Raw genomic sequence first — 26,163 nt, 5'->3', positions numbered from 1 at the left:
GAAGATGGTGCTGCACTCGAAGTGAACCAGTGTAAGTTACATTATTTATATAGCTCTTAATTTAAGGGGGAGTTCGGATGTCGTTTTCAATGGAAATACCCAGCCAGAAGGAGATTCAGAAGGTTATCGAGGAAGAGGTGAAGCCCGTTCCGGCCGAGGTGGCGGAGCTGCAGCAGGTGGCGAACGCCAATGTGGAGATGATCATGTCACTGGATCTGGAATCACTGGATAAGCGCAAGGAGATTTTACAGTCCATTGAAGGCTTTGGCATGAACACGATGAGATCCTCTTCGGAGAAAAACGCGCTGCTTCAAGTCTCTGTTGGACATCTGTCCAAGACGGGAGACGAGGGCGGTCAGGTCGCCAAAGGCTTGACCGAGCTGCACATGCAGCTCAAGGATCTCGACCCCAGCGTGGTCGATTTCGCCAAGACCGGATTCCTCGGCAAATTGTTCAATCCGCTGCGGGCTTATTTTCTCAAATACCAGAAGGCCGATGCAGTCATCGCCGATATTGTAACCTCGCTGGATAAAGGCAGGGCAACATTGCGCAATGATAATACAACACTGGAGATCGAGCAGCATACACTGAGGGAATTGACCAAACGATTGCAAAAGGAAATTCAGCTCGGCGTGCTCATGGATGAGTCGATCGACGGACAGATTGAAGCCGCGAAGGTTCGGAATGAGGACCCGGAGAAAGTCCGGTTTATTACGGAAGAAGTCCTGTTCCCCTTGCGTCAGCGGGTCATGGATCTGCAGCAGATGCTGGTTGTGAACCAGCAGGGCATCATGGCGATTGAGGTGGTCATCCGCAACAACAAGGAATTGATCCGCGGAGTCGACCGGGCCAAGAATGTGACGATCTCGGCATTAAAAATTGCCGTTACCGTTGCCAGTGCGCTGTACAATCAGAAGATTGTTTTGCAGAAGATCGAGCTGCTGAATCAGACGACCAATGACCTGATCGCAGGCACGTCCAAGATGCTGAAGGACCAGGGTATCGCCATTCAGAAGCAGGCGTATGATGCCAGCATTTCCGTCGATACGATGAAGCAGGCCTTCACGGATGTCCTGTCTGCACTGGATTCCATCAGTGTCTATAAGCAGGAGGCATTACCGCGGATGCGGGAGACGATCAACCAGTTCCGTGAACTCGCGGATACCGGAGATCAGCAGATTCAGCGTTTGGAGAAAGGGCAGAAGCTGGGGTTGTAATCAAAAGAGAGAAATAAAAACGTATTAGATTGTTATCTTGATTTATAATTATTAAAAGGCGACTGTTCTCTATTAAGTATGGGGAATGGTCGCTTTTCTGGGTTTCTATGAAAATCGTTACTGGCTGCCATAGCCCAAACTTCTTGCATAAGCATATAACTGCTCTTCGCATTGGTCCATTAGAAAATCAGCGGTGTTTACTTTGGCATTACCCTGTTTTAGTAACGTGTAATTTACTCTTTTCTTGGATATTGCTAAGTTTCATTCAGTCTTTCAACACGACATTGTCAGGTCGGTAATGAATGATCTTGAACAACTCTTCGGCCATGTAGGCGGGGGTGTGCTTGAAATCCTGTCTGATCCACTCCAAGATCATGCCGAATATCGCATGAGACTGATAGCTTGCCAGCAGTTCAGGGTTGATGTGCTGCGGGAAGATCTGATTCAGATCCTTTAAGGAGAGATCCCGAAGAACATCACAGATCATGCGCTGAAAGTTGGAAGAAGCCTCGGATTTCACAACAAGCGTGTAGAATTGTGCGTGCTGGTGCACATGCTCAAATATGGTGATTGCCGAAGAGGGCATCAGACCAACCTCGAATTTTTCCATACCTTGATAGGGTTTGCGAAAAGAAGTCACCAGATCCTGTATCACATCATCTATAATTTCATCAAACAGGTCTTCTTTGTATTGATAATGCCGGTAGAAGGTGCCTCTGTTCAGATCCGCAAGCTGTACAATATCCGTGATGGAAATTTCTTTGAATGAGCGTGTTTGCATTAACTGAAGAAGGGCATCCTTCAACGATGCTTTTGATTTTTTGATTCTTCTATCTGTTGAACTGGAAATGTCAGACATGTGTAATCCTCCTGAACAGGGTCGAATTCAAGTAAACGTACATTAACGTTCTAGAGTGTTCATTAACGTACAATCGGGCAAGCTTTTACTGATTGAACCAGAATGCTATGACTTATTATACTAAGGATAAGAGTTAATGAACATTTGTTTGTTAACTTATTGTAAACGAATACACAAAGGAGGATACATGGGATGAAACTTCAAGATAAAGTAGCTGTTGTTACAGGAGCAGGTTCCGGTATGGGAAAGGCGATTGCCACGCTATATGCGCAGGAGGGAGCCAAAGTGGTTGTATCGGACATCAACGAGGAATCCGCACAGGCGGTAGTAAATGAGATCAAAGCCCAAGGCGGAGATGCCATCGTGATTCTGGCCAATGTGGCCAAAGAGGAAGATGTGCAAAACCTGATTGATCAGGCGGTTAGTACGTACGGAACAGTAGACATTCTGGTAAACAATGCAGGGATTATGGATGGCATGGAGCCGGCTGCGGAAGTAACGGATGAGAAGTGGGAGCGACTCTTTGCGGTGAATACCACGAGTGTAATGCGTACAACGCGCAAAGTTCTGCCGATCTTCCTAGAGAAGCAAAACGGTGTCATTGTTAACGTTGCATCGGCAGGCGGATTGCATGGTGGACGTGCGGGAGCGGCGTATACGGCATCCAAACATGCTGTGGTCGGCTTTACCAAAAATACAGGGTTTATGTATGCAGGTCAGGGCATTCGCTGCAACGCCATCGCTCCGGGTGGGGTAGCAACGAATATCGGTTCCTCCATGACAGGGATCAGCCAATTCGGTGCGTCGAGACAACAACTGGGCATGGCGATTAACCCGCGGATAGGAACAAGTGAAGAGATTGCCAAGGTAGCCCTGTTCCTCGGCTCGGACGAGTCCAGCTTCGTGAACGGAACTGTGATTGAAGCGGACTCAGGCTGGAATGCCTATTAATCCATGCATATGACAATCAAATATGGATATGTAAACGAGAAGCCGCATGCAGCGGCTTCTTTTTGCTGCCATCCATCACTGAAATCGATAGGAATTTCAAGGAAAAGGACAAACGTTTGCATTGCTGTATTGAATTTCAATGATGTCTAAATAGAGGCTGGTTTAGACTTCGAAAAGAGAGAAGATTCGCGCACAATTAAACGATGCGGAATAATGACCGGATTCTGAGGCAGCGTTTCCCTGTTCAGAATTTTCAACAACACTTGAACAGCCGTATAACCAAGCTGGTAGGTTCCGATATCGATGGAGCTTAAAGGCGGAGAAGCTAATTCCGATAAGGCGATGTTATTAAAGCTGACCACACTGATATCTTCAGGTACACGGTAACCAAGTTCGGCAAGAGCTCTCAGTACGCCAAAAGCAACATTATCATCGATCACAACGATGGCGGTAGGTCTGTCGGGCAGGGCCATGAACAACGACATGGCACGGAATCCGCTCTCTTGCAGGAATTCTCCTTCCACAATCCAGTCATTATTGGTATAAAGTCCCGCTTCGGCAAGTGCCTTTTGGTATCCTTGCATGCGGTCATGCGATAACGTAATGTCCGGCGGGCCGCTGACGAATCCAATCCGTGTATGCCCTTGAGCAATTAAATGCTGGGTTGCATCATAAGCGGTCTGTACATTGTCGTTATCAACCATCGGCGCGTCAGGGTGAGCCTCGCTGCGTCCGATCAGTACGAAAGGGAACTTTTCTTCTTCCAAAAAGGAGATGATTGGGTCGTCCCGTTTGGAGCCTAACAGCAGAATGCCATCCACTCTCCGTCCATGAACCAGGCGGGAAATCGCATGTAATTCATTGTCTGATGACGTTTCGGTGGTTAGCAGCAGTTCATAATTCATGCGGGTGGCATGCGTAATAATTCCTCGCAGCAGTTCTCCGAAAAAGTAGTTCTGAAACAATTCTTCGGCAGGACGCGGAAGCATGATGCCAAGGGTTTGGGTCGTCTTGGATACAAGGCTCTTGGCCATGATATTGGGATGGTAATTCAGTTCTTTCATAATTTGCTTCACTTTGAGAGACGTCTCGGTGCTGATTCTGGGATGGTTGGAGATCACCCGTGAAACTGTAGAAGGGGAGACACCCGCCATTTTGGCAATATCTTTGATCGTAATCATGTAAAAAATCCCTTCTGATCCATCATTTCAACATTCTCCTATGGTAATGCAACAGATTCGATAAATCAATTGCAAACTGCAGCATGCAGGATACAGAAGAAGTAAAAATAAGGAAGAAGAAGACAGATCAAGCAAACAGGAAATTACTGGAGGTAGAACAAGGAATATGGATGAAATTGAACAAATATGGCTTGTGCAAACGTTTGTGCAAAGAAAGCCTGATATTGTATGATTTGATTGTTGTTGTAGCGCTTACATAAGTGGGTTTAGCCTGCATCTTAGAATATTTCTCCCTGAATACATACTTAGAAGTATCCTTGTCTTCCATTTGAGCAAACGTTTGTGCAAAAGCGAACATGGATTGCAAAACCTGCATCATTCGTACCAATCAAGGGTGGAAAGCGCGAGACTGGTTGAACCAAACAGAGGGAAGGGGACATTTTACATGAGAAAATGGCAAGGGGCAACATTGTCTGTCATCATGGCCTTTACATTGGCCGCATGCTCGGCTGGTGGTGGAACGAACTCTCCGGCAGCGGGGGGAAGCGAGACTCCAGAGGAAGTTGTGGAGCTGACAGCAGATAATCTTCAGCCGGAAGAAGGCGCAACTTTGGTCATCTGGGAAGATAAGAACCAACAGAGTTTTGTAGAGGAGAGAGCCAGGCTGTTTGAGGAAAAGTATGGTGTAACCGTGAAGATGGAGGAGCTGCCTCCTACCGATCAGGTAACCAAGCTGACAACGGACGGTCCGGCGGGACTCGCAGCAGATGTTGTTGTATTCCCGCATGACAAGATTGGAAGCGCTTCAGAAGCGGGGCTCATTTTGCCAAACGATATATTTGAGGCAGAGACGGTAGCGAACACCAGCGAAAATGCGCTGAAGGCCGTTACGTTCAAGGACATTTTATACGGATATCCGTACAGCGTGGAAACGTACGCTCTCTTTTATAACAAGGCACTTTATCCGGAAGCACCGAAGAATTTTGAGGAGATTGTCAGCTTCGCCAAAACCTTTAATGATGTGAAATCCAACCAATATGCCCTCATGTGGGAACTGCAGCAGTTCTATTACAATTATGCGTTCCTGGCTTCCCAAGGCGGTTATATTTTCGGGGATAACGGAATGAACAGCGAAGATCTTGGCCTGAATAACGAAGGAGCCCAGAAGGGTGGGGAGTTCCTGAAGACGCTGAAGTCGGAAGTGCTGCCGCTCAAGATGGGTGACGTGAACTATGATATCAAAAAAGGATTGTTCTCCAGCGGCAAACTGGCTATGGACATTAACGGTCCTTGGACGATTGCCGACTATCGCAATGCAGGTATTGATTTCGGTGTTGCACCGCTCCCGGCGATCGATGGCAAACCGATGACATCCTTTTCTGGCGTGAAAGCCTATTACGTCAATGCATTCACGCAATATCCGAATGCAGCCAAACTTTTTGCGGCTTTCCTCTCTAATGAAGATGCCCAGATGACCAACTTTGAGATGAACGGCACGCTTCCTGCCAACGCCAATGTGGCAGCTGATCCGAAGGTACAGGAGGATCCAATCAATAAGGCGTTCCTTGAGCAGTTCAACAATTCGACGCCGATGCCTTCGCTTCCCGCGATGGATAGCGTCTGGGGCCCGATCACTTCAGCCATGACCGATATCTGGGATGGCGGCAAGGATGTGAAGGCGTCGCTGGACAACGCCGTGAAACAGATCCAGGAGAGTCTGGCAACGGTTCAATAATCGGACGGAGCACCTGTTAAGGAGAAGGTGGAGAGGAGAGAGCGAATGAAACAGCAGCATGTCCCGGTGTCTGCTCCCCAGAGCAGGGAAAAGCAGCACCGGATGACAGCGGCCATATTATCAATCATACTGCAGGGTCTAGGACAGCTGTACAACCGGCAATGGATCAAGGGAATTTGCCTACTGTTACTGGAGGGGGCAGGTCTTGCTTACCTGCTTCCCCGCCTGTCGCAGGCCGTATGGGGAATATGGACACTGGGGGAAAATACGCAGCGTTTTGTCAAAGTGAATGGGTCTACGGTGCTTCAGCGGGGCGACCATTCAATCTTTTTACTGTTAGAAGGAATTATTGTGCTGCTCGTGTTTTTTGTGTTCATCATAGTCTACATCCTGAACATCCGTGATGCGTACCTTACGGGACTTGCGAGGGAGGAAGGAAAGAAAACACTGGGAGCGGCAGCTTCACTCCGTAATATGGTGGACAAAAATTTTCCGTATCTGTTTTTGTCCATTCCGGCTCTGGGGGTGCTGTTCTTCACGATCATGCCGATCCTGTTTACGATCACCCTCGCGTTTACCAACTACTCGGCCCCGGACCATATTCCGCCTGCCAAGCTCGTGGATTGGGTAGGGTTCAAGACATTTAGCGACCTGATTCAGCTCAAATCATGGAGTCACACCTTTTATGGTGTATTAACGTGGACAGTTATATGGGCGGTACTAGCCACAGTAACCACTTATTTTGGCGGGGTACTTGTAGCACTGCTGATTGAGCAGCGCGGCATCCGGTTCAAAAAGCTGTGGCGGACGATCTTCATTCTCCCTTATGCCATACCACAGATCATTTCCTTGCTGCTCATGCGGAACCTGTTCAATGGTCAATTCGGTCCAATTAATACGTATATGAGAGCTTTTGGGCTGGAGGGACTGCCCTGGCTGACCGATCCGTTCTGGGCCAAGGTCACGGTTATTGTTGTTAACATGTGGATCGGTATTCCGGTCAGCATGGTGCTGATCCTTGGCGTTCTGACAGCGATTCCACGTGATCTGTATGAGGCCGCTGAAGTGGATGGAGCATCCGCATTCCAGAAATTCCGGATCATCACGATGCCATTCATCCTTTTTGCAACAACTCCGGTGCTTATCATGCAATTTGCTGGCAACTTCAACAATTTCAATGTCATATTCCTGCTGACCAACGGTAATCCGTTACGCGGAGATTACCAGTATGCGGGAGCAACAGACCTGCTGGTGACCTGGCTCTACAAGCTTACGCTGGACAACAACAAATACAACATGGCTTCAGCGGTGGGCATCATCATCTTCATTATTATCGCGTCGTTTTCCATCTGGAATTTCCGTCGCTCCAAATCGTTTAAGGAGGAGGACATGATTCAATGAAGAAACGCAATAATCCGCTGCGGTTAACGCTTAGTTATGTGCTGCTGATCATCATTGCCGTGGTCTCTGTCTATCCGGTGTTGTGGATCTTTCTCTCTTCCCTGCGACCTGGTGCGGCACTGTTCAGCGAGCGCTTGTGGCCTGAAGCCTTTACCTTGTCCCACTATGGCGAATTGTTCAACAATCCGTCCTTCATGTATGGCAGGTGGTATCTGAACACGCTGAAAATTGCCTTTTTCACCATGATCTTCTCCACGCTCATGGTGACGCTTGGGATGTATGCCCTATCCCGTTTCCGGTTTCGCGGGCGGCAGACGATTCTCTCCACCATGCTGATTCTCGGCATGTTCCCGAGTTTTATGAGCATGATCGCGATCTATATCATTTTGCTGCAGATCAAACTGCTCGATACGCATGCCGCGTTGATTCTAGTGTATTCTTCCGGAGCGGTACTCGGCGGATTTATCGTCAAAGGATTCTTCGATACGATTCCGCGCAGTCTGGATGAGGCAGCACGCATTGATGGTGCGAGTCATCTGAGGGTGTTCACCAGCATCATCCTCCCGTTATCCAAACCGATGCTGACCTATGTGGCGCTAACCAGCTTCACTGGCGCATGGATGGACTTCATCTTCGCCCGGCTTGTTCTGCGGACGAAGGAAAACTGGACGCTTGCCGTAGGCATGTGGGATCTGGTCAACCGGTACCAGGACAGTAACTTCACCATGTTTGCCGCAGGGGCCGTGCTGATTGCGATTCCGATTACGCTGCTGTTCGTGTTCCTTCAGCGCTTCCTGGTTCAGGGGCTCACAACAGGTGCCTCCAAAGGATAATGCCGTGCCATTAACAGCATAGATGGCCGCCTCTACGCGGCCGCACATTCAGGCACTTCCGCCATGTATGTCTCTTTTCGACGGACATGACAACGGAAGTGCCTGATTTTGCCTAGGGCTCCATCATAACAAGGGGAGGAAAGGGAAGTATGGGAATAATACCGTCCACTGAGCCCGAGGCGATTGGATATGAAGAGGGACAAGCCGTGCTGCGCGAAGAAAACAAGGTTCCGCCAAAGCTCTGGCAGCATGTCACTTTCCGCAGGATTTTATACGGCTACGGCATCTCTGTGTTTGGAGACTGCTTTAACGGTATTGCCATTAGTCTATGGGTGCTCCAGACAACGGGAAGTGCCAAGAGCATGGCTGCTGTTCAAATCTGCAACATGGCGGTCAGTTTTTTGTTTGGATCACTGGCAGGTACGGTTGCTGATCGGTTGGATCGCCGGAAGCTGATGCTGACCTCGGATGTATTTCGGGGTGTGATGGCCATATGTATCGCGATTGGTTTGTTTGGGCTGCATGTACCATTTCCTGTGCTGCTGCTGATGCTCTCGCTTTCCATGTTCTCCAGCCTGTTTCAGGCGCCTGCATTCCACGCGTCCGTGGCAAGTATGGTGGGAAGGGAGCATATTCAGCAAGCTACGGGGGCCATTCATCTGGTGGATAACCTGGCCCGAATCAGCGGACTCGCAGCAGCCGGAGTCGCCGTTGCCGCCTTTGGCGGGTTTGTCGCCATATTGATTACAGGAGCAACTTTTCTTCTGTCGGCGGTATGTGTGCTGATGGCCGGCCGTTTCCCGGAGATCAGAAGATCGGGCGATCAGCGGACCACTTTCGTTCAGGAATGGCGGGGATCATTCTCCTATATCTATCGCAGTCCACTAATTCGGTCGATTGTATTGCTTAATCCACTGCTGATTTTATTTTTTATGTCAGCCATGATGCTGGTTCAGGTGATGGCAGTCAAGGTATGGGAAGCAGACCCCGTACAGTTTGGATTGATTGAAACGTGTATTCCGCTTGGTTATATGCTTGGATCGGGAGTGTTGATCGCATCGGGAAAACGAATGAAGCGAAGAGGGCGATGGGTATTCATCGGTCTGCTGGTTCTGGGGCCGCTCTATATTCTCCTGTCCCGGGTAACTTCTCCCATGATGGCACTTCCGCTTATCGTGGGCGGGGGAGCGATGTTTGCCTGCTGCACGATGCTCACCCAGATCATGCTAAGAACAGCGGTACCCGATGAGCTGCAGGGGAGAATCTATGGTGTTGTCGGTACAATTACAAGCACGGCGCCTATCCTGGGATTGACAGTTGTCTCGGTGATGGCTGATCAGTGGGGGGCAGCGGCGGTCCTGGAGGGACTCGGCATGCTGCTGCTCGCAACCGGAATCCTTGCCGCGACCACATTGAAGTCCATTCGAACTTACCGATAAACCAGAAACAAGATGAAACGTCAAAACCCGGAGGGTGCGCTGCATGAGCGCTGCTCCGGGCTTCATTATTGGATTATGGCTAGTTATTGCCAGTTTACCGTTACTGTGGCAGTACCGCTGGTCGGTGTTGTAAAGGTGTGATTGGATCCACCTTCCCATGTAATGGTAGCGCCGTTTTTCTTGAAGAACTTGAATTCCAGCTGTTTCCCGGCTGGAACACTTACGTCATAATACCAAGTCGGGTAGGCGTGGATGACCTGATTGAAAGCTGGTCCAATGGAAGCAGCACCTGTGGTCCAGTTCCCCAGTTCGGACACGTTGCCCGTCAGGTAGATGTTTTCACCCAGCGCAGTTGTGGCATTATTGATGACGAACCGAACCGAGACCTGATCGCCGCTTAGGATGGTGAAATCGTTATAGGCATTGCTATTTACACCATTGGCAGCTACTTTCACTGCATAGTCACCGCCTGCTACGGGTGGAATGGTGACTTTGATCTGAGTGTCTTCCCATGAAGTGATGGCTGAGCCCGTAACGGCTGTTGTACCGAAGTAGACGGTACCTTTGGCAGAGCCGAACCCGCGTCCGTCGATGGTAACGACGTTACCTGGTTTACCCATTACAGGGCCAACGTGACCGATGGTTGGCGTCGTTTCACTTGCCGTATACTGCCACACAGCGGTAGCTCCTGCTGCGAGCGTGAAGGAAGAAATATTGCCTCCACTGGACGTGATGTTGTTTCCGTTCAGCACGCCGCCCAGCACATCGGTGTATGTTCCTGATGGAAGCGACGTATTCAGGTTCGTAATACTGGTTGGCGTCGTAAGATTGCGGTTAACGGCAACGACGGCAACGCTTTTGCCAAACTTGCGCTCATAGATATATACATCATTGTTGATCCAGCGCTGCTGTGTGGAACCGTAGGCAATCGCCGGGTTGGATTTGCGCAGAGGTGCCAGCTTGCTGATCACGTTGAACGCTGTAGTCGATTTGGAGAAGGAAGGCATTTTGCCCCGGTTATCCGGGTCGCCGTTCCCGGTCAGATACTGCTCGGTACCATAGTAGATGGCAGGTACGCCACGTGAGGTCAGCGTGAAGGCCAGCGCCTGTTCCAGACGGCGGTTGTTCACCGCACTTGTTTTGAAACGGTCCATATCATGGTTGTCAATGAAAGTGACTTGGTCACTGACCTGATTGTAATCTGCTGCCGTAGCAGTAAGCATGGAATCCAGCGCGTACATGTTGGAGGTGTTATCCCGGAACACGTTGCGGACAGCCGAATTGAAACGGAAATCAAGCAGACTCATACCAGATTCATTGGCAAAATCCGTGTTATCCGCATCGGATGCAGCCGATCCCAGGAACCATTCACCGAAGGTAAATACCGGCTTGTGCGCATAGATGGATGACATCCAGTTTTTCTGCCAGCCCTGAGGCATGTGCTTGACCGCATCGACACGGATGCCGTCCACGCCCATATCCAGCCACAGCTTGATGGCGTCTTTGAAATATGTATCGATCGTGCTGTTATTGTGATTCAGATCGGCCAGATCGTAGAGGTTTTTGTAAATGCCATTCTCAAGCGTGGAGAAATCGGAGCCGCCATTGTGGTGGAAATATCCGTTCGTATCATTGGTGTACCCGCCAACCAGGTTGCCGTTATCGAACAGTTTGCCGTTCTCAGCGAAGGACGTATCGGTTTCCATGGCAGGGGACGTATGGTTTGGCGCGAAATCAATAATGATTTTGATGCCTTTAGCATGGGCGGTGGTTACCAGATTCTGAAAATCGGTCATGGTTCCAAAATATGGATTGGTCTTCTTGAAATCCCGTGCCCAATAGCCGTGATAAGCAGTGTTGGTTACACCGCTGTAGTTGATGGTTGCAAAAATATTTTCGACAGGCTGGGAGATCCAGAGGGCTGTGACACCCAGGTCACTGAAATAGTTGTCATTGATTTTGTTAATCAGCCCCTGCCAGTCGCCACCGCAGTACAGCTTCAGGTTGCTGCATGTGCCATCAAAGGCAGCCCCGGTGGGGTTGTTGGATGGGTTACCATCCAGAAACCGGTCCGTAAAAACTTGATAGATGACATCGGTACTGAAATTCTGCTTGTTGGTGACAGCCGTATCCGCATCGGCATAAATCGCGGAAGCAGGCAGGAAAGGCAATGCACTGCCGGCAAGCAGGCTGAACGTTAGCGTGGTACTGAGGAGAACGCGTTTGGCCATTTGAAACATGGTAATCCACCCTTCATGAATGTAGTAGTTTTCAACAAAAACAACTAACCTGGCTCTTGAATAACAGCGCTTACAATTGTACGAGGAGACATTCTGTGGCTTAAAGACTTCCCTCCTTCGACACGCCAACAACCCCGGTATCTCCTGGGGAGTTACCGGGGTTGTCCTAAACCGCTTGGGTTTAAAAGCATGGCCCTCGAGTTATGATCACATCGTTATCGTAAGAAAAAATTACAATTATGTCAATAACTTTCTCAAGAGAATTTTTTTTCTATTTTCATATTTACAAATGACGATCCGGGACTTAAACTATTCGCAGATCCACCAATATGAGGGCCATGTATTTTGACATTGATGTGTCTTGAAACAACCCCGTCTCTACTGAGGCGGGGTTGTTTGTGCATGAAGCCATGGCGGGGATGGAATAGGGGAACGTAGGGTACCTGAATCATGTATGATTCAGAGCAATTCGGAGATGAGAGGCGGTTGATGATCCATTGAGCACGCATTCGGTCATAGAATGTCTGGAAGGTATTCATGCGTCACAGCTGGGCAATGTCCGCAACATTTATGTGTACCTCCCGCCAGGTTATCAGGAGCAGACGGATCGGCATTATCCTGTTCTCTATGTTCATGCTGGGCAGCGGGCCTTTGGTCCACCCGGACCCGGCAATGAAACGTGGCATATGGACCGAGCGGTGGACGAGCTAATTGTGTCCGGGCGGATCGAGCCACTGATTATGGTTGGCATTGCGCATGTCCGTCCGGTGACGCACAACGAGTTCTATCACTTCATTGCACCCGAGAGGGAAGCGATCAGCGTGGGTTGTTCAGGGGTCGCATACGAGCATTTCATCATTCATGAACTGAAGCCCCTGATCGACCATCGATACCGTACACTTCCGGACAAGTCCAATACAGGGCTGCTCGGTTCATCAGCAGCGGCACTATGTACACTTCATATGGGCATGCGGAATCCGGAGGTATTCGGAAAACTGGTTATGATGTCGCCGTTTTTGGTAGATGTGCAGCTGGATGAAATGTCGGACAGCGGTCTATTGGAAGAAGCGATGTATCGCTTGCCGGATGAGGTGCCAGACGTGCAAATGTGGATGGACATTGGGGATGCAGAAGGACTCTTCCTGCCCTCCCAGGTAAGAAGGGTTGCTCATGAATTACTTGAGAGAGGTATCGGAACTCGGGGTAGCCTGGCTTTTCTGGAGCAACCGGAGGCCTGTCATCAGGAATCGGATTGGGGAGCACGTGTCGACCTTCCGTTACTATACATGTTCGGCGAAGTAGGCCAACCTGTGGCATTGGAAATGCAAGGCAGAGAGATCATTGGTTTATCCGGTGGAATGAACACGTGCATTAATGCACGGCTTCACTATGATAGCGGATGGGTAGAGAGCCTGCTCGAAGGGAGCTATACATCAAGTCACCCACATGTGCTTCGAGTACGGCCGAATGGTGAATTGGTGCCTGTCGGACCAGGTAGTGCGCTCATCACTCTGACCGTAGGAGAGTTATCAACGACTCGTCAGTATACCGTTATTCCTGAACTCTCTGCTCGCGTTGAGGTATGTATCTGTGCCGAAGTGGAACATGAAGAGGAACCAGCTGAATCCATATATGGAGGGATGGGCATGAAGCTGGTTCGGACGGGAACGGGGCGTTATGAAGGCTGTTACCTTGTTCCGCGCGACAGCGGTTTTTCCTTCCGGTTCACACGTGGTTTCCGGCGTTTTGAGACGGACAAAAGTGGCATGCCAGTAGCCAATCGGGTCATTCGGGCAACAGATAACATGTCAGTACATTACCGCATCCAGTCATGGGGCAGTTCAACTGCCAAAGCGGGAACAGGAGGTCAATGATCATGATGATCCAATCGTTCGCTCCAGTAATGGACATCCCTTACTACTATCCCTGCAATTTTCCTCTGATTCATGAGGTGCTTCTGCGGCAAGGTTCGATCAGCAGCCTGGCTCTGCTCGCCGCAAGCCGATTGTACTGCCTCCCTTCGTGCGCGGATAACGGACTGGTGAAGCCTTATTTTCACAAGCTGGACTATGAGGAACCAATCTGGGAGATGTATGGCCAGCGGGAGCTTGGCAGCTTCGAGGAGGGGAAGGTGCATATGCGGCAGCATATAGGCGAAGGGGGACTCTTTCTCGCTACGGGAACCAGTTATCACCTGCCGTATTGCGAAGATTATCAGAACCCCGAGTACATCCGCAAACATGTCAAACCAGGCTCTCGTCTGCATCTTGTGGATCACTGGATTGCAGTGTATGGCATCGATGATGAGCATTTTCACGTCTATGATCCGGTACCCTCGAAATATATGGGGAAGATTTCCCAAGAAGCCTTTCATGAATTCTGGAAAGGAAACCAAAGCATACCCGAGCTAGCTCCTGCCAAGCGTAAGGAGAAGCTGCGTACCTATGGCACCATGGACGTCCGTTCAACCGGAAAGCTTGATTCCTCCGGTTATCGTGACATGTTGACCCAGGCGCTGGGGACACAGATCAGTGAATTTATGACGGGCAGGACCATTACGCAAGAGGAGCGCAGTTATCATTTTGGACAAGGCGTTTCCCTTCATTTGATGAAGGCACTGCAGGAGGGGAATGAAGGAAAGCAAGCCGATGACACGCTGGTATCGAATCTGTTGTTTGATATGCGCTGGAGCCGTTATTTTCTCCGTGATCTGCTTCAAGAAGCCGCGCTATGGCTCGGTTCTCCGCTGGATCAGTATTCTGTAGCGTATGACGCAATCATTGAACGTTGGGAGAAAGCAAATCAATTGCTTCAGGTCAGTCGGATCAAGCAGCGGACGGATTGGCGGGTACAGCTAACAAGCGTAATCCAGCAATTGATAGCCGATGAATGGCGCTGGTACGAAGCTCTCCGACGTGCTGTGCCGCAGGAGGCGTGCTTCAATCGGCAGATGGAACCGCGAACCGAAAATGACTACAGGGATGCCCTGCTGCGCATTGTACTGGATAGCTGCCGGGAACTGAATGCGTACCATAATACGACCATACCCCTCGACAAGGGTGGGAATGCTCCGCTATATGGCCGAGATGGACAACTGGATTCACTGGAGCTGGTGTCCTTGCTTGCTGTCGTCGAACAGGGGCTTGAAGACGAATGGGGAACGGGAGCAGGAGCCGCACTTTCCGAGATGGCCGCAGCTTCATTGCCAGAGAGTCCATATCAAACAGTTGATTCGCTGGTGAACTATCTGGAACAGCAATGGCTGCCTGATCAGGAGGAGGATGCGGGATGAGCATTCGATTCCTGCTGGAGCGATTCGCAGAACAAGGCGCGCGTCCCGCATTCATCTGGGAAGATCGGGAGTATAGCTACGCATGGTTGCTTGATCAGATCGTAATGATGGATGAATGGATTAAGGCAGAAGGACTGCGTGGACAGCTCGTGACGTTGGAAGAGGACTACTCTCCTTATGCGGCCGCAGCGTTCATCGCACTTCTTGGGAAGGGATGCATTGTGCTGCCCATGGACCTTCATCTGGTTGAAGCCAAGCGGCAGGAATATATTCAGCTGGCACAGGTACAGTGGCGTCTTGGCATTGAAAATGGCAGGTTATCAATCCGGGATAAGTCTAATGCCCGTTTGCGTCCTGCTTTACTGGCTGCGCTTGAGCAGGAAGGTGTGGGTGGACTCGTTCTCTTCTCATCCGGATCAACAGGTGTGAGCAAGGCCACGGTTCATCGTGCAGATCGGCTCTTACAGCGTTTTCGGCGGCAGGTGCGGCCATTGCGAACGATTCCGTTCATGATGTTTGATCACATTGGCGGGGTGAATACAATGCTGCAATCGCTGTCCAGTGGAGGCTGCTTGTGCATTATTGCCGATCGTTCCCCCGAGGAAGTGTGCCGGACCATTGAGAAGCATCAAGTTCAGGCTCTCCCGGTTTCTCCAACATTCATGAATCTGCTGCTTCTGGGCCGAAATGATGAGGCATACGATCTATCGAGTCTTGAAGTTGTCTCCTACGGGTCAGAGGTCATGCCCGAAACGGTACTGGCTGCCTGGAATCGACGGTTCCCAGGGATACGAACGATACAGGCATATGGAATGTCTGAACTCGGCATTCTGCCAACACGTTCCAAGGAGCCAGGATCGCTGCTGTTTGCCATTCATGATGATCACGTCCAGTTCAGGGTAGTTGAAGGGGAGCTTCAGATCCGGACAGAAACAGCGATGATCGGTTATCTGAACGCCCCGTCACCATTTACGGACGACGGATGGCTGCGCACAGGGGACGAAGCGGTACTGGAGCAGGGGTATATCCGTATCCTGGGGCGCCGCTCCGAGATCATTAATGTAGGCGGGCGTAAGGTGTATCCGGCCGAAGTGGAGAGCATTCTGGAACAGATGGACTGCATCCAGGCAGCAGTAGTTACAGGGGAACCGAGCAGCATCACAGGCCAGAAGGTGAAGGCCACCGTTAAGCTCGCGACAGACTGCACGCTTGCCGAGCTGCGACGTTTGATCTGGTCGTACTGCCAGGACAAGCTGCCTCCGTACAAGATTCCACAGAAAATTGTCATTACGGAAGAGGGACTTGTGAGCTCGAGAATGAAGAAAGTCAGAACACCTGCAGCAGCTGATTCACCCATGGATGAAGTTGCAGCAGCGAGGGAAGAGACATCTGCAGCTTTGGAATCGGAATCGTCGTAAGCTTATATCCTAAGAAGAGGGATGTTGGATAGTTCATTAGGGTATTGGAACGCTTAATGGGGCCGCTTAAGAGATAAGGGCTGGACGTTATTCAACGTTCAGCCCTTTTTTGCCCAAAAGGAGAGCGGAATTAATGAATTTTAATGAATTGATTATTGCGATAATGGCATGTCGTCCTGTTCTTTCGTTTATCAAGAAATAGGGTGCACGGACGGTGAAATGCCTAAGTCTTAGACTGCTGCCATAGGAATAGTCAGGTGATCAGGCTTCTGCAGGTTGTTTCACTTCGAGCTGCAGCAGGGAGAAGCCGTAAGCTTCCAGTTTTACAGATAATCTGTTTTGTTTCGCTTCTATAGAAGTGGTCGTAAACAGGTCTCGCCAGACGCTTCGATCCGTCAGCGGCAGGTCTATATTGCAAGCTTCGTCACCAGCGTTCAGCACGATGAGGAAACGTTCCCCTGTGGCTGAATCCACTCGTTCCATTGCAATCACCGGATCTCCAGCTTCGGCATGGAGAATCTTCAACTCGGTGCTACGCAGTGCAGGGTGCTCCTTGCGGAGGGCAATCGTCTGCTTAAAGAAGTCGAGAAGCTCAAGATTCTGCTTGGTTTCATCCCACTCCATACATTTGCGGCAGCCAGGATCATATCCGCCATCCAGGCCAACTTCGTCTCCGTAATAGATGCAGGGTGCACCTGGGTACGTGAGAAGCAAAGTAACGGCAAGCTTCATCTTGCGGATATCCCCGTCGCACAGGGTGAGCAGTCTGGGTGTATCATGGCTGCCAAGCAGGTTGAAGGCAACTTCAGTCACAGGCTGGGAGTAGGCTGCGAGCAGCTTGCCGATCTCATTCGCGAAGCCAAGTCCATCCAGCTTGCCGTGAACTGCATAGTCCAGTACCGAGTTGGTGAATGGGTAGTTCATCACCGCATCGAACTGATCTCCCTGCAGCCACATCAGTGAATCATGCCAGATCTCGCCGAGCAAATAGGCGTCAGGCTTGATGGCTTTTACCGTTTGACGGAATTCACGCCAGAACTGATGATCCACCTCGTTGGCAACGTCCAGTCTCCATCCATCGATGTCCATTTCCTCAATCCAGTACCGCGCCACCTCTAGCAGATAGGCTTTAACCTCGGGATGCTCCGTATTCAGCTTGGGCATAAGCGGTTCGAAGGCAAAGGTATCGTAGGTCGGTATGCCATCTTCAATGCGTGGCGGCCAATCCCTGATGTAGAACCAGTCCGCATAGGGGGAAGCTGCCCCGTTCGCCAATACGTCAGCAAAAGGCGGGAACTCTCTGCCCGAATGGTTGAAGACCGCATCAAGCACAACCCGAATGCCGCGCTGATGACAGGCATCCACCAGCTCTTTCAGCTGTTCATTGGTCCCGAAATGAGGGTCCACCTTCATATAGTCGGCTGTATTGTACTTGTGATTGGTTGTAGCCTCGAACAGCGGGCAGAAGTAGATTGCATTCACGCCAAGCTGACTCAGATGATCCAGATGATCCAGCACACCCTGCAGATCACCCCCGAAGAAATTAACCGGTGTAGGCTCCCCACCCCAAGGCTCGGCGTTCTTCGGACTAATGGAAGGATCACCATTCGCATAGCGTTCAGGGAAAATCTGATAAAATACAGCGTCCTTGACCCAGGCAGGCGGTTCAAAAATGTCGACCGGATTCATAAATGGGAAATCGAAGAATTCCAGCGGATGTTCCGGCAGAGCTTCCTCGAATCCACGTTCGGTCATCCAGACATTTTTCTCGCCCTCGACCAGCTGGAAGCCGTAACGCAGTCTCCGGTAGGGAGGCTGGGTTTCGACTTCCCAATAATCGAACAGCTCATCCCGGGCGAAGATTCGCATCGGTGTGTGGGTGATGGTCTGCTCCCAGGCATATTTATCCCCGGTAATGGCAATAACCGCATCCAGATCTCCGCGTTTGGAACGCAGTCGCAGGTGCATGGTAGACCGGTCGTAGGCATAGGACCAGTTTAATTTGGGACGATGGTAAATGGCTTCAAGAATCATGTTGAATCACTCCTTATACGTTGAAATTCAGATGATATTCGGCCATGAAAACGCAAAAAAGGCACAACCTCCATTGTTCACGAGGTTGTACCTTTCGGCAGCATAGCCTTTTGATTATACGGCTATTATACGAATTATCCCGGCAAAAGAAAACACTTTTTTTTCCTGAAATCTCAATTTATTTAAATGGGAAGGCAGGTGGATGTGAATGCCTCTGCTCGGGCTTTTCGTCTAAAGTTTGCTTCATTAAAAATCGTAGCCCAGTTCTTGTGCGTAGGCTTGGATTTCTTTTTTGTATTGCTCCAGAATTTTAATGCCTGTGTCAATTTTGGCATTGCCTTGTTTCAGAAGGGCGCTATTTACTTTGGTTTTGGATACGGATTTCTTGAACAGCAGATAGCCTTCAAGCTGTGCATAGCTTCCTTTGATCAGTTTGTTATGAATTTTTTGCAGCTCTGCGTTCTCTGGCTTGATCTGCTTCAGCATGGACACATACTTGGTGTAATTGGGAACCGCAGTATTGTTCAATTTCAGGAAGATGGATTTGCGGTTGGCGGATGTAACATACGTGCTGCCAATGGAATCCAGGGCTTTCTTTTCATAAACAGTTGTGCGATCAAGTGCATCCAGGTAGTTCAGGAAATCTTCCTCTTCAGCGCTAGGAATCGGCTCTTGTTCCGATGTGTCCACTTCCGTGTAGTTATCTTCCGAATATGTAGTGGTGGTGTCTTCCGCTGCAGCCGCATAGGAACCAGCAGGAGCGAATACCCCGCCCAGCAATACAAAACTCATAATAATGGATAATACCCAAGACCTCTTTTTCACGTTACATGTCCCCTATCTATAGATGTGATTTTATTCCAAGGGATAATCTAACATAGGATTACAAGAAATTACAGGAATAGTTTTACAAATTTTTGGAGACCGGCGTTGTTTCCTTAAATTTGAATCGTTAGACTGATACATTATATAGGTATAAAGGAATATCCATATGTTCAAATATGAACGCTCAGCTGAACATGAGTAGAGGCCATCAGGCACCCATTAAATTCTAATGTGGACTGTTCATATAATCTCACCAAAAAATGCATGAAATTAAAGTACATAGAAACCATCAGATGATATAATCGGTTGGAGTATTCATGTCACGTCGAACCGTTTTTCGAAAAGGTTATCGGCGAAAGTCGTCATTTTTTTGTAAACGCAAACATAAATCACACAGAAAGTGAGAATAGCGATGAACCAGAAAAAGCTTTTTAATGATGGGTGGCAATTTGCCAAAACCAAACTGGATGTTACGGACCCTGCGGGACTGGGATTCGAGCCTGTGGAGCTTCCTCATGACTGGCTGATCTACAATACACTCGACCTGTACGAAGACAGCATTGGATGGTACCGCAAGACATTCCCGTACACGAAGGATGATCAGCAGCATATGCTGTGTTTTGATGGCGTTTACATGAACTCTTCCGTATATGTAAACGGCCAGCTGGTCGGGGAGTGGAAATATGGTTATTCCGCGTTTGAACATGAGATCACGGAGGCTTTGGTGGAAGGTGATAATGAAATTATCGTAAAAGTGGTGCATCAGAGTCCGAACAGCAGATGGTATTCCGGAGCCGGAATTTATCGCAATGTATGGCTCAAGACGAGAGACCGCAATCATATCGTAACCGATGGCATCTACGTATCGATCAAGCAGCAGCCCGCGGGCTGGCAGGTTGAACTGGACACGGAGCTGAATATCGATCAGAACGCACAGCTTGTGCATACGATCCGATATGCGGGTCAGGTTATTGCGACTAATACAGCGGCGGTTACGGCGGCTGCAAGCGGAGATACGGCAGTAACGGATCGTCAGCAGATCGTGGTGGAGAACCCAAAACTGTGGAGTACGGATGAACCGAATCTGTATGAATTGGTTACGGAACTGCAAGTGGTGGATGCAGACCAGCATGTACAGACGCTTGAATCGGTATCGCAGCGAATTGGCTTCAGGGACATCCAGCTCGATCCGAACGAAGGTTTCCATCTGAACGGGGTCAAGATGAAAATGAACGGCGTGTGTGAACACCATGACCTGGGCGCACTGGGGGCTGCTTTCAACCTGACGGCACTTCGCAGAAGGTTCAACCTGCTGCGGGAGATGGGCGTCAATGCGATCCGGACCGCGCACAATATGCCTGCCAAGGAGTTCATGGAGCTCGCAGATGAGATGGGCATGCTGATCGTTTCGGAAGCCTTCGACATGTGGGAAAGATCCAAGACGCCTTATGACTATGCGAGATTTTTCCCGGAATGGGCACACACGGATGTAAAGAGCTGGGTGAAGCGTGACCGCAACCATCCAAGTCTGGTCATGTGGAGTATCGGGAATGAAATCTATGATACCCACGCAGATGAACGGGGCCAGGAAGTAACGCGAATGCTGATGGAGTATGTACTGGAATTCGATCCAAAAGGCAACGCAGGCATAACCATCGGTTCCAACTACATGCCTTGGGAAAATGCGCAAAAATGCGCGGATATCGTGAAGCTGGCAGGCTACAACTATGCGGAGAAATATTACGACAAGCATCACGAGGAGCACCCGGACTGGATCATCTACGGTAGTGAAACATCATCTGTAGTCCAGAGCCGCGGGATCTATCACTTCCCGTTCGAGCAATCCATCCTGGCAGATGATGACGAGCAGTGCTCTGCACTGGGAAACAGCACGACAAGCTGGGGCGCGAAGTCGGCAGAATACTGCATTCTGGCCGAACGGGATCGGCCATATTCACTGGGGCAATTCCTGTGGACGGGGTTCGATTATATCGGAGAGCCGACGCCATACCATACGAAGAATTCATATTTTGGACAGCTGGACACGGCAACGTTCCCCAAAGACTCCTACTACATCTATCAAGCAGCCTGGACCGATTACAAAACAAGCCCGATGGTGCACCTGTTCCCTTACTGGGATTTCAGCCCTGGTCAGCTGATTGATGTACGCGTGTGCAGTAATGCGCCGAAGATCGAATTGCAGCTGAACGGCAACACGATCGGCACGTATGATATTGATCATGCGAACGGAACCCAGCTGGTCGGCTGGTGGAAAGTGCCGTATGAAGAGGGCGAGCTGAAAGCGATCGCCTATGATGAGAACGGGGAAATTATCGCAACGGATGTACAGCGATCTTATACGGACGCACAGAAGGTTCGTCTGCAAGCAGATAAAGAGCAGCTGCAAGCGAATGGAACTGATCTTATTTTCGTGGAAATTCAAGTGGAAGATGAAGCAGGCAATCCCGTGCAAAATGCAAACAATCGTGTACAAGTTAAGGTGACTGGTGCAGGACGACTGCTTGGTCTGGATAACGGGGACAGCACGGACTATGATCCGTACAAAGGTCTGAGCAGAAGATTGTTCAGCGGCAAGCTGATGGCAATCATCGGGGCAACACATGAACCGGGCAGCATCCGGATCGAAGTAACCTCCGAAGGACTCCAGGGTGCAGCAGCCGAGTTTGAATCGAAGGCAGTGGATAGCGAAGTCATGAGTGCGTCCGCATCCGTTGCGACTCAAGGACAAACCGTGTTAACCGAGAACGAAGAACGTCCAGTCCTCACCGGACATGTGCAAGAGATTCCTTTGCGAAAAATCGAGATTATCAGTGAAGCCGGGCAAGCCTTCGATCCGTCGATCCAGGAGATGGTGGTTACCGCCAAGCTGTATCCTGAGAACACGTCGTACCGTGACATTGAATGGGCTGTGGTCAACGATGCCGGTATTGAGTCCAACATTGCAAAGGTCGAAGCGAACGGTCTGGAAGTACGCGTATCAGCGTTGGGTGATGGCGAATTCCGCCTTCGTGCAACGAGCAGCAATGGTACGGACAAAACCAAGCTGATCTCGCAGCTTGAATTCAAAGCAACGGGTCTGGGCACAGCCTACAAAGATCCGTACGGCTTCATTACTGGTGGATTGTACGATTACACCAAAGGCGATGTCGGTAACGGCAACGAACGCGGTGTAGCGACAAGTCGTGATGGGGAGACGCATGTCGGATTCCGCAATATCGACTTCGGACCGTACGGCTCCGATACCATTACGATTCCGATCTTTGCACTGTCGAGCGAGGATTATTTCCTGCAAATCTGGGAGGGTATGCCGGATGAAGAGGGCAGCACGCTGCTGGCTGACGTGGTTTACCAGAAGGAATCCAGATGGAATGTGTATCAGGAAGAGACGTACCAGCTGTCCAAGCGGCTGAGCGGCATTACGTCGATCTGTTTTGTACTGAAGCAGAAGATTCATATCAAGGGCTTCTCGTTCGAGCGTCAGAGTCGTGCATTTGAGCAAAATACAGCCGCTTCATGCGACCATCTCTACGGCGATACGTTCTCGATCCAAGATGAGTATGTAGAGGGGATCGGTAACAACGTGTCACTGGAGTTCGAAAACATGGACTTTACGGCAGAAGGCACGTCGAAGCTCGTCATCTATGGCCGTTCACCGATTGATAAGAACACGATTCATATCCGCTTCGCAGGCGAAGCTGGACAGAGCAATCAGCTGGTTGAGTTCATGCACTCGGAAGGGTATGAAGAGCGGGTGTTTGAGCTTGAACAGGTATCAGGCGTGCAAAAAGTGACCTTTATCTTCCTGCCGGGAAGTCAGTTTGACTTCGGATGGTTCCGGTTTGAGAAGTAAGTGGTTTTAAGAGATACACGGCCTTATAGTAGAGTAAATTTTTTAAAATAAACTATATAAATAAATTAAATCCCCTTCAAGGTGTGTGATTTAAGTTCAAATGAACCTAAACCGCACAAGTGAAGGGGATTTTGGTATGTAACCTATTTGAGCGCGAATGTCTAACGGAATTGCTCCGCACGTATAGAGAGATCCATGTCATGCCCTATTCTACTGTAGATGTATACTTTGACATCGGTGTCCTGTAAGGCAAGGAGATTCACGGTCTTTTCACTGTTTTTGCTGATCGTGGTCTCCATAGGCTCACTATAGTCGTCAACATACAGGTTCATATACATGGGGTGATTACTATGATTTTCAATGATGATGTCCGCAAGCGTTCCATTGTCAGCAACCATCGTGAAGCTGCCGGTGTATGCTGCACGGCCTTGATGATGGGTTTGACCAATGAGCAGAGCATTCAGATCTGGTTTTACTGAATCTTCTGCAGCATTGGCTACCTTAGATGATGTCTCAGCAGGGATTCTGCTTTCAGCATCCAATTTATTTATGGGCATGAGCAGGACAGAGAAAACGATACCTGCACCCATGATCTTTTTTAACCACATGGTAATAATCCTCCTGTACATAATGAATATTCTCGTTGCTACGTATCACTTTGGATCGTCAGCTTGCTTGTCTCTTCATCCCAGTTCACAGCAAGTCCCAAGGCCTCGAATATTTCAAAGGGAACAGTGGTCGCACCTGAGTAATTACCTATTGGTTCTGGTAATGAAATGGATTGAGTTGTAGTGGAAGAGGTGGATTTCACCGTGGCCTCCGTCTCGTTAGGGCGGATTGTGACGGTACGATCTTCATATTGCAATGAATAAGCTTTGGCTATTCCGTTTACCTGGTTCCTCTCAAATGCTGCCCCAATTGCTTCGGATACGGCTCTTACGGGAAGTTGAACGGTATATTGGGTTTGGACTGCCGAATACGTGGACTGGAGCAGCTCATCGTTGATATATACATCGATGCCCAGCTTGGCCTGAACGGGTTGGTAAACCATACCTCCAGATGATGTTGCAGGTGCTCCAGCCTCCTGATACTTGTCGCTTCCCCAACCCCAGACGGTACCATTGGAGGATAAGGCAAGACTGTGGTGATACCCTGCCGAAATATCGGTAATACCCGACAGATGCTTAACTCTGCCTTCTTTGCCTGTAACCGTCCTTCCGTAGCTGTACACCTCACCCGAAGTGGTTAACAGCAGGATATATTGCGAATTCCCGTCCATCTGCTTCACCTTGAGGTCGTCATGCAGAAGAACTGGTTTGCCCTTTTCCCCCAGGCCCCACACTTTCCCGTTCTGGTCCAGTACAAGTAGGGAGCTATCTGTGCTTGTGATCGATGATATGTTGGACAGACCCTTTAACTTGGCTGGTTTGGAAGGGGGGTTATCTGGTTGATTTGGTTCATTCCATGTCCACAGGGAGCCATCTTTCTTCAAGGCATATCCTTGTTGGCCCGATGATCCTACCTGAATGATGTCTTTCAAACCGCTTATTGCGTGTGGACGATGTACTTCAGAATCGTTTTCTTGAGTCCCTTGGCTCAGCCATAACATAACTGTACCGTTCCGGAGAAGGGCGATATTGAAAGAACCAGTCACCACATCCTTCGCAGAGGAAATGCCTTCGACTTGGTAGGGGAGTGTACCAGCGCCCCATTCCCACACCGTTCCATCTGCCTGAACCGCTGCGTTAATCCCACTTCCTGCGGCTGAAATAGCTATGACATTCGAAATTCCCGGAATGCGAATGGGACTGGACGTATGGCGGTAACGGATGTCTTCACTGACACCAAGCTCTCCGAACATATTGCGACCCCAAGCCCAGACGGAACCGTCACTTCGCAGTGCGATTGTATAATAACGAGCTCCCTCCACAGCGGTATATGTAAGTCTGTTTTCTGTGGTTGCCGCGGTGGTATGGAACGCAGATGTACTGCTGGGAGGCAGCGGAGTTGTTGCTGCGTATGATATTGAGCCATGGCCCAGCCCCGTTAATAGGGTTGTGGTCAACCAAGTAGAAGCGACCGCCAGCCGCCATCTACGAGCGGGTTTACCTTTTACAGGGGGATCGGGTGGTATGAAGGAAGTTTGTTCTGGATTAGTTCTATGATCAGATGGCTCCGGCCAGCTCATGAAATCGCCTCTTTTTCGAGTGGGTTAGGGGACTGCGGTTTTTCTATATGTCTAAACGCTCTTGGGAGTGATGAAGTTACAGAGAAATGATAAAATGCCTATATATTGAAAATGTTTTAGATCTAACTATGTGAATCAATGGACCATTCAGGTAAGGGAGAAAAGGAGGATGAACGATGAAGTTTAATGAAGATGTACTATGGAATCAACTGCAGGATGTGAGGCAATTTACGCTGGAAGTGTGCGACTCTGTGGATGAGGGACAGGTTCATGATGTACCGAAGGGATTCAATAACTCCATTCTGTGGAATGTGGGACACATCATTTTGGACCAGGATATGTGGTTTCATTATCTCATTGCTGATGACTCGGAAGTGCCTGCGGACTATGCAAAGTTCTTCGGTTATGGGACAAGCCCGGCAACGTGGGATGGTACACCCCCATCCTGGACTGAATTGATGGAGCGTCTAAGGGCACAACCAGACCAATTGAAAAACAAATTTACAGGTCGTCTGGAAGAGCCGCTGCTCGGGGAGAGCGAGTTAGGCATGAGTACAATCGGCGAAGTGATACCGCGTACGCTCTATCATGAGTGGTACCATCTGGGATACATTCAATCTATTCGCAGATGTCTGAGTGTATCTTCAGTGGGTTGAGGCCTATATATAAAATTGTGGAT

The 26,163-nt window shown here is 49.6% G+C and carries 18 protein-coding genes; 11 read left to right on the top strand and 7 right to left on the bottom strand.

The annotated features are described in order from the left end of the window. The first annotated feature begins 77 nt into the window (after nt 1-77). Nucleotides 78-1,217, top strand: a complete 1,140-nt coding sequence (locus GUA98_RS12910) for a toxic anion resistance protein (RefSeq protein ID WP_193723258.1) — start codon at nt 78-80, stop codon at nt 1,215-1,217. Between the two features lie 265 nt (nt 1,218-1,482). Here the strand turns inward: GUA98_RS12910 and GUA98_RS12905 are convergent, their stop codons facing one another. Continuing rightward, a complete protein-coding gene (locus GUA98_RS12905; protein ID WP_193723257.1) occupies nt 1,483-2,076 on the bottom strand; it encodes a TetR/AcrR family transcriptional regulator in 594 nt (197 codons plus the stop codon). Nucleotides 2,077-2,268: 192 nt separating this feature from the next. Here GUA98_RS12905 and GUA98_RS12900 point away from each other — a divergent pair, with 192 nt between their 5' ends. Further along, nucleotides 2,269-3,027: an SDR family oxidoreductase gene (locus GUA98_RS12900; protein ID WP_193723256.1), complete on the top strand. Its 759-nt coding sequence runs from the start codon at nt 2,269-2,271 to the stop codon at nt 3,025-3,027. A gap of 146 nt (nt 3,028-3,173) precedes the next feature. Here the strand turns inward: GUA98_RS12900 and GUA98_RS12895 are convergent, their stop codons facing one another. Continuing rightward, nucleotides 3,174-4,208 (bottom strand): LacI family DNA-binding transcriptional regulator, encoded by a 1,035-nt coding sequence (locus GUA98_RS12895; protein ID WP_193723255.1) that lies wholly within the window; start codon nt 4,206-4,208, stop codon nt 3,174-3,176. A gap of 445 nt (nt 4,209-4,653) precedes the next feature. On the opposite strand from GUA98_RS12895, the gene GUA98_RS12890 reads away from it, so the two are divergent. The 4 genes from GUA98_RS12890 to GUA98_RS12875 all read left to right on the top strand — a co-directional run bounded on the left by GUA98_RS12890 (nt 4,654) and on the right by GUA98_RS12875 (nt 9,616). Next, nucleotides 4,654-5,943: a maltose ABC transporter substrate-binding protein gene (locus GUA98_RS12890; protein WP_193723254.1), complete on the top strand. Its 1,290-nt coding sequence runs from the start codon at nt 4,654-4,656 to the stop codon at nt 5,941-5,943. Nucleotides 5,944-5,988: 45 nt separating this feature from the next. Next, nucleotides 5,989-7,344: a sugar ABC transporter permease gene (locus tag GUA98_RS12885; protein ID WP_153977054.1), complete on the top strand. Its 1,356-nt coding sequence runs from the start codon at nt 5,989-5,991 to the stop codon at nt 7,342-7,344. Continuing rightward, on the top strand, nt 7,341-8,177 hold the full coding sequence (locus GUA98_RS12880) for a sugar ABC transporter permease (protein WP_127538467.1): 837 nt from the start codon (nt 7,341-7,343) through the stop codon (nt 8,175-8,177). The genes GUA98_RS12885 and GUA98_RS12880 overlap by 4 nt, the downstream gene beginning before the upstream one ends. Before the next feature lie 149 nt (nt 8,178-8,326). Beyond that, a complete protein-coding gene (locus GUA98_RS12875) occupies nt 8,327-9,616 on the top strand; it encodes an MFS transporter (protein WP_193723253.1) in 1,290 nt (429 codons plus the stop codon). An 83-nt stretch (nt 9,617-9,699) separates the two neighbouring features. Here the strand turns inward: GUA98_RS12875 and GUA98_RS12870 are convergent, their stop codons facing one another. After that, entirely contained in the window at nt 9,700-11,856 is a 2,157-nt protein-coding gene (locus GUA98_RS12870) for an alpha-amylase family glycosyl hydrolase (protein WP_415753021.1), read from the bottom strand. 497 nt (nt 11,857-12,353) lie between these two features. On the opposite strand from GUA98_RS12870, the gene GUA98_RS12865 reads away from it, so the two are divergent. From GUA98_RS12865 to GUA98_RS12855, 3 genes are read left to right on the top strand one after another with little or no spacing between them, the layout of a single operon-like run. Next, nucleotides 12,354-13,730 carry an alpha/beta hydrolase gene (locus tag GUA98_RS12865; protein ID WP_193723252.1) on the top strand — a complete coding sequence of 459 codons (1,377 nt, stop codon included), beginning with the start codon at nt 12,354-12,356 and terminating at the stop codon, nt 13,728-13,730. A gap of 2 nt (nt 13,731-13,732) precedes the next feature. Then, complete coding sequence (locus tag GUA98_RS12860) at nt 13,733-15,148, top strand: hypothetical protein (protein WP_193723251.1); 1,416 nt, start codon at nt 13,733-13,735, stop codon at nt 15,146-15,148. Then, nucleotides 15,145-16,566 carry a class I adenylate-forming enzyme family protein gene (locus tag GUA98_RS12855; RefSeq protein WP_193723250.1) on the top strand — a complete coding sequence of 474 codons (1,422 nt, stop codon included), beginning with the start codon at nt 15,145-15,147 and terminating at the stop codon, nt 16,564-16,566. The genes GUA98_RS12860 and GUA98_RS12855 overlap by 4 nt, the downstream gene beginning before the upstream one ends. A gap of 261 nt (nt 16,567-16,827) precedes the next feature. On the opposite strand, the gene GUA98_RS12850 is transcribed toward GUA98_RS12855, so the two are convergent. Beyond that, nucleotides 16,828-18,600 (bottom strand): alpha-glycosidase, encoded by a 1,773-nt coding sequence (locus GUA98_RS12850; RefSeq protein ID WP_153977059.1) that lies wholly within the window; start codon nt 18,598-18,600, stop codon nt 16,828-16,830. A 246-nt stretch (nt 18,601-18,846) separates the two neighbouring features. Continuing rightward, nucleotides 18,847-19,425 (bottom strand): hypothetical protein, encoded by a 579-nt coding sequence (locus GUA98_RS12845; RefSeq protein ID WP_153977060.1) that lies wholly within the window; start codon nt 19,423-19,425, stop codon nt 18,847-18,849. A 412-nt stretch (nt 19,426-19,837) separates the two neighbouring features. On the opposite strand from GUA98_RS12845, the gene GUA98_RS12840 reads away from it, so the two are divergent. Beyond that, nucleotides 19,838-23,296, top strand: a complete 3,459-nt coding sequence (locus GUA98_RS12840; RefSeq protein ID WP_193723249.1) for a glycoside hydrolase family 2 TIM barrel-domain containing protein — start codon at nt 19,838-19,840, stop codon at nt 23,294-23,296. 161 nt (nt 23,297-23,457) lie between these two features. Here GUA98_RS12840 and GUA98_RS12835 read toward each other — a convergent pair whose 3' ends face one another. After that, nucleotides 23,458-23,904, bottom strand: coding sequence for a hypothetical protein (locus GUA98_RS12835; protein WP_193723248.1), 447 nt, complete (start codon nt 23,902-23,904; stop codon nt 23,458-23,460). A gap of 38 nt (nt 23,905-23,942) precedes the next feature. Then, nucleotides 23,943-25,484 carry a stalk domain-containing protein gene (locus GUA98_RS12830; protein ID WP_193723247.1) on the bottom strand — a complete coding sequence of 514 codons (1,542 nt, stop codon included), beginning with the start codon at nt 25,482-25,484 and terminating at the stop codon, nt 23,943-23,945. A gap of 176 nt (nt 25,485-25,660) precedes the next feature. Between GUA98_RS12830 and GUA98_RS12825 the strand changes: the two genes are divergently transcribed. Further along, the gene (locus GUA98_RS12825; RefSeq protein WP_193723246.1) at nt 25,661-26,140 is read left to right on the top strand and encodes a DinB family protein; all 480 of its coding nucleotides are present in this window, start codon (nt 25,661-25,663) and stop codon (nt 26,138-26,140) included. The last annotated feature ends 23 nt before the right edge of the window (nt 26,141-26,163 follow it).

It is taken from the genome of Paenibacillus sp. P13VS (assembly GCF_015143645.1).
Taxonomy (GTDB): Bacteria; Bacillota; Bacilli; order Paenibacillales; family Paenibacillaceae; genus Paenibacillus; species Paenibacillus xylanilyticus_A.
Note: the sequence above shows the minus strand (reverse complement) of the source record. Positions and strands in the feature narration are given on the sequence as shown.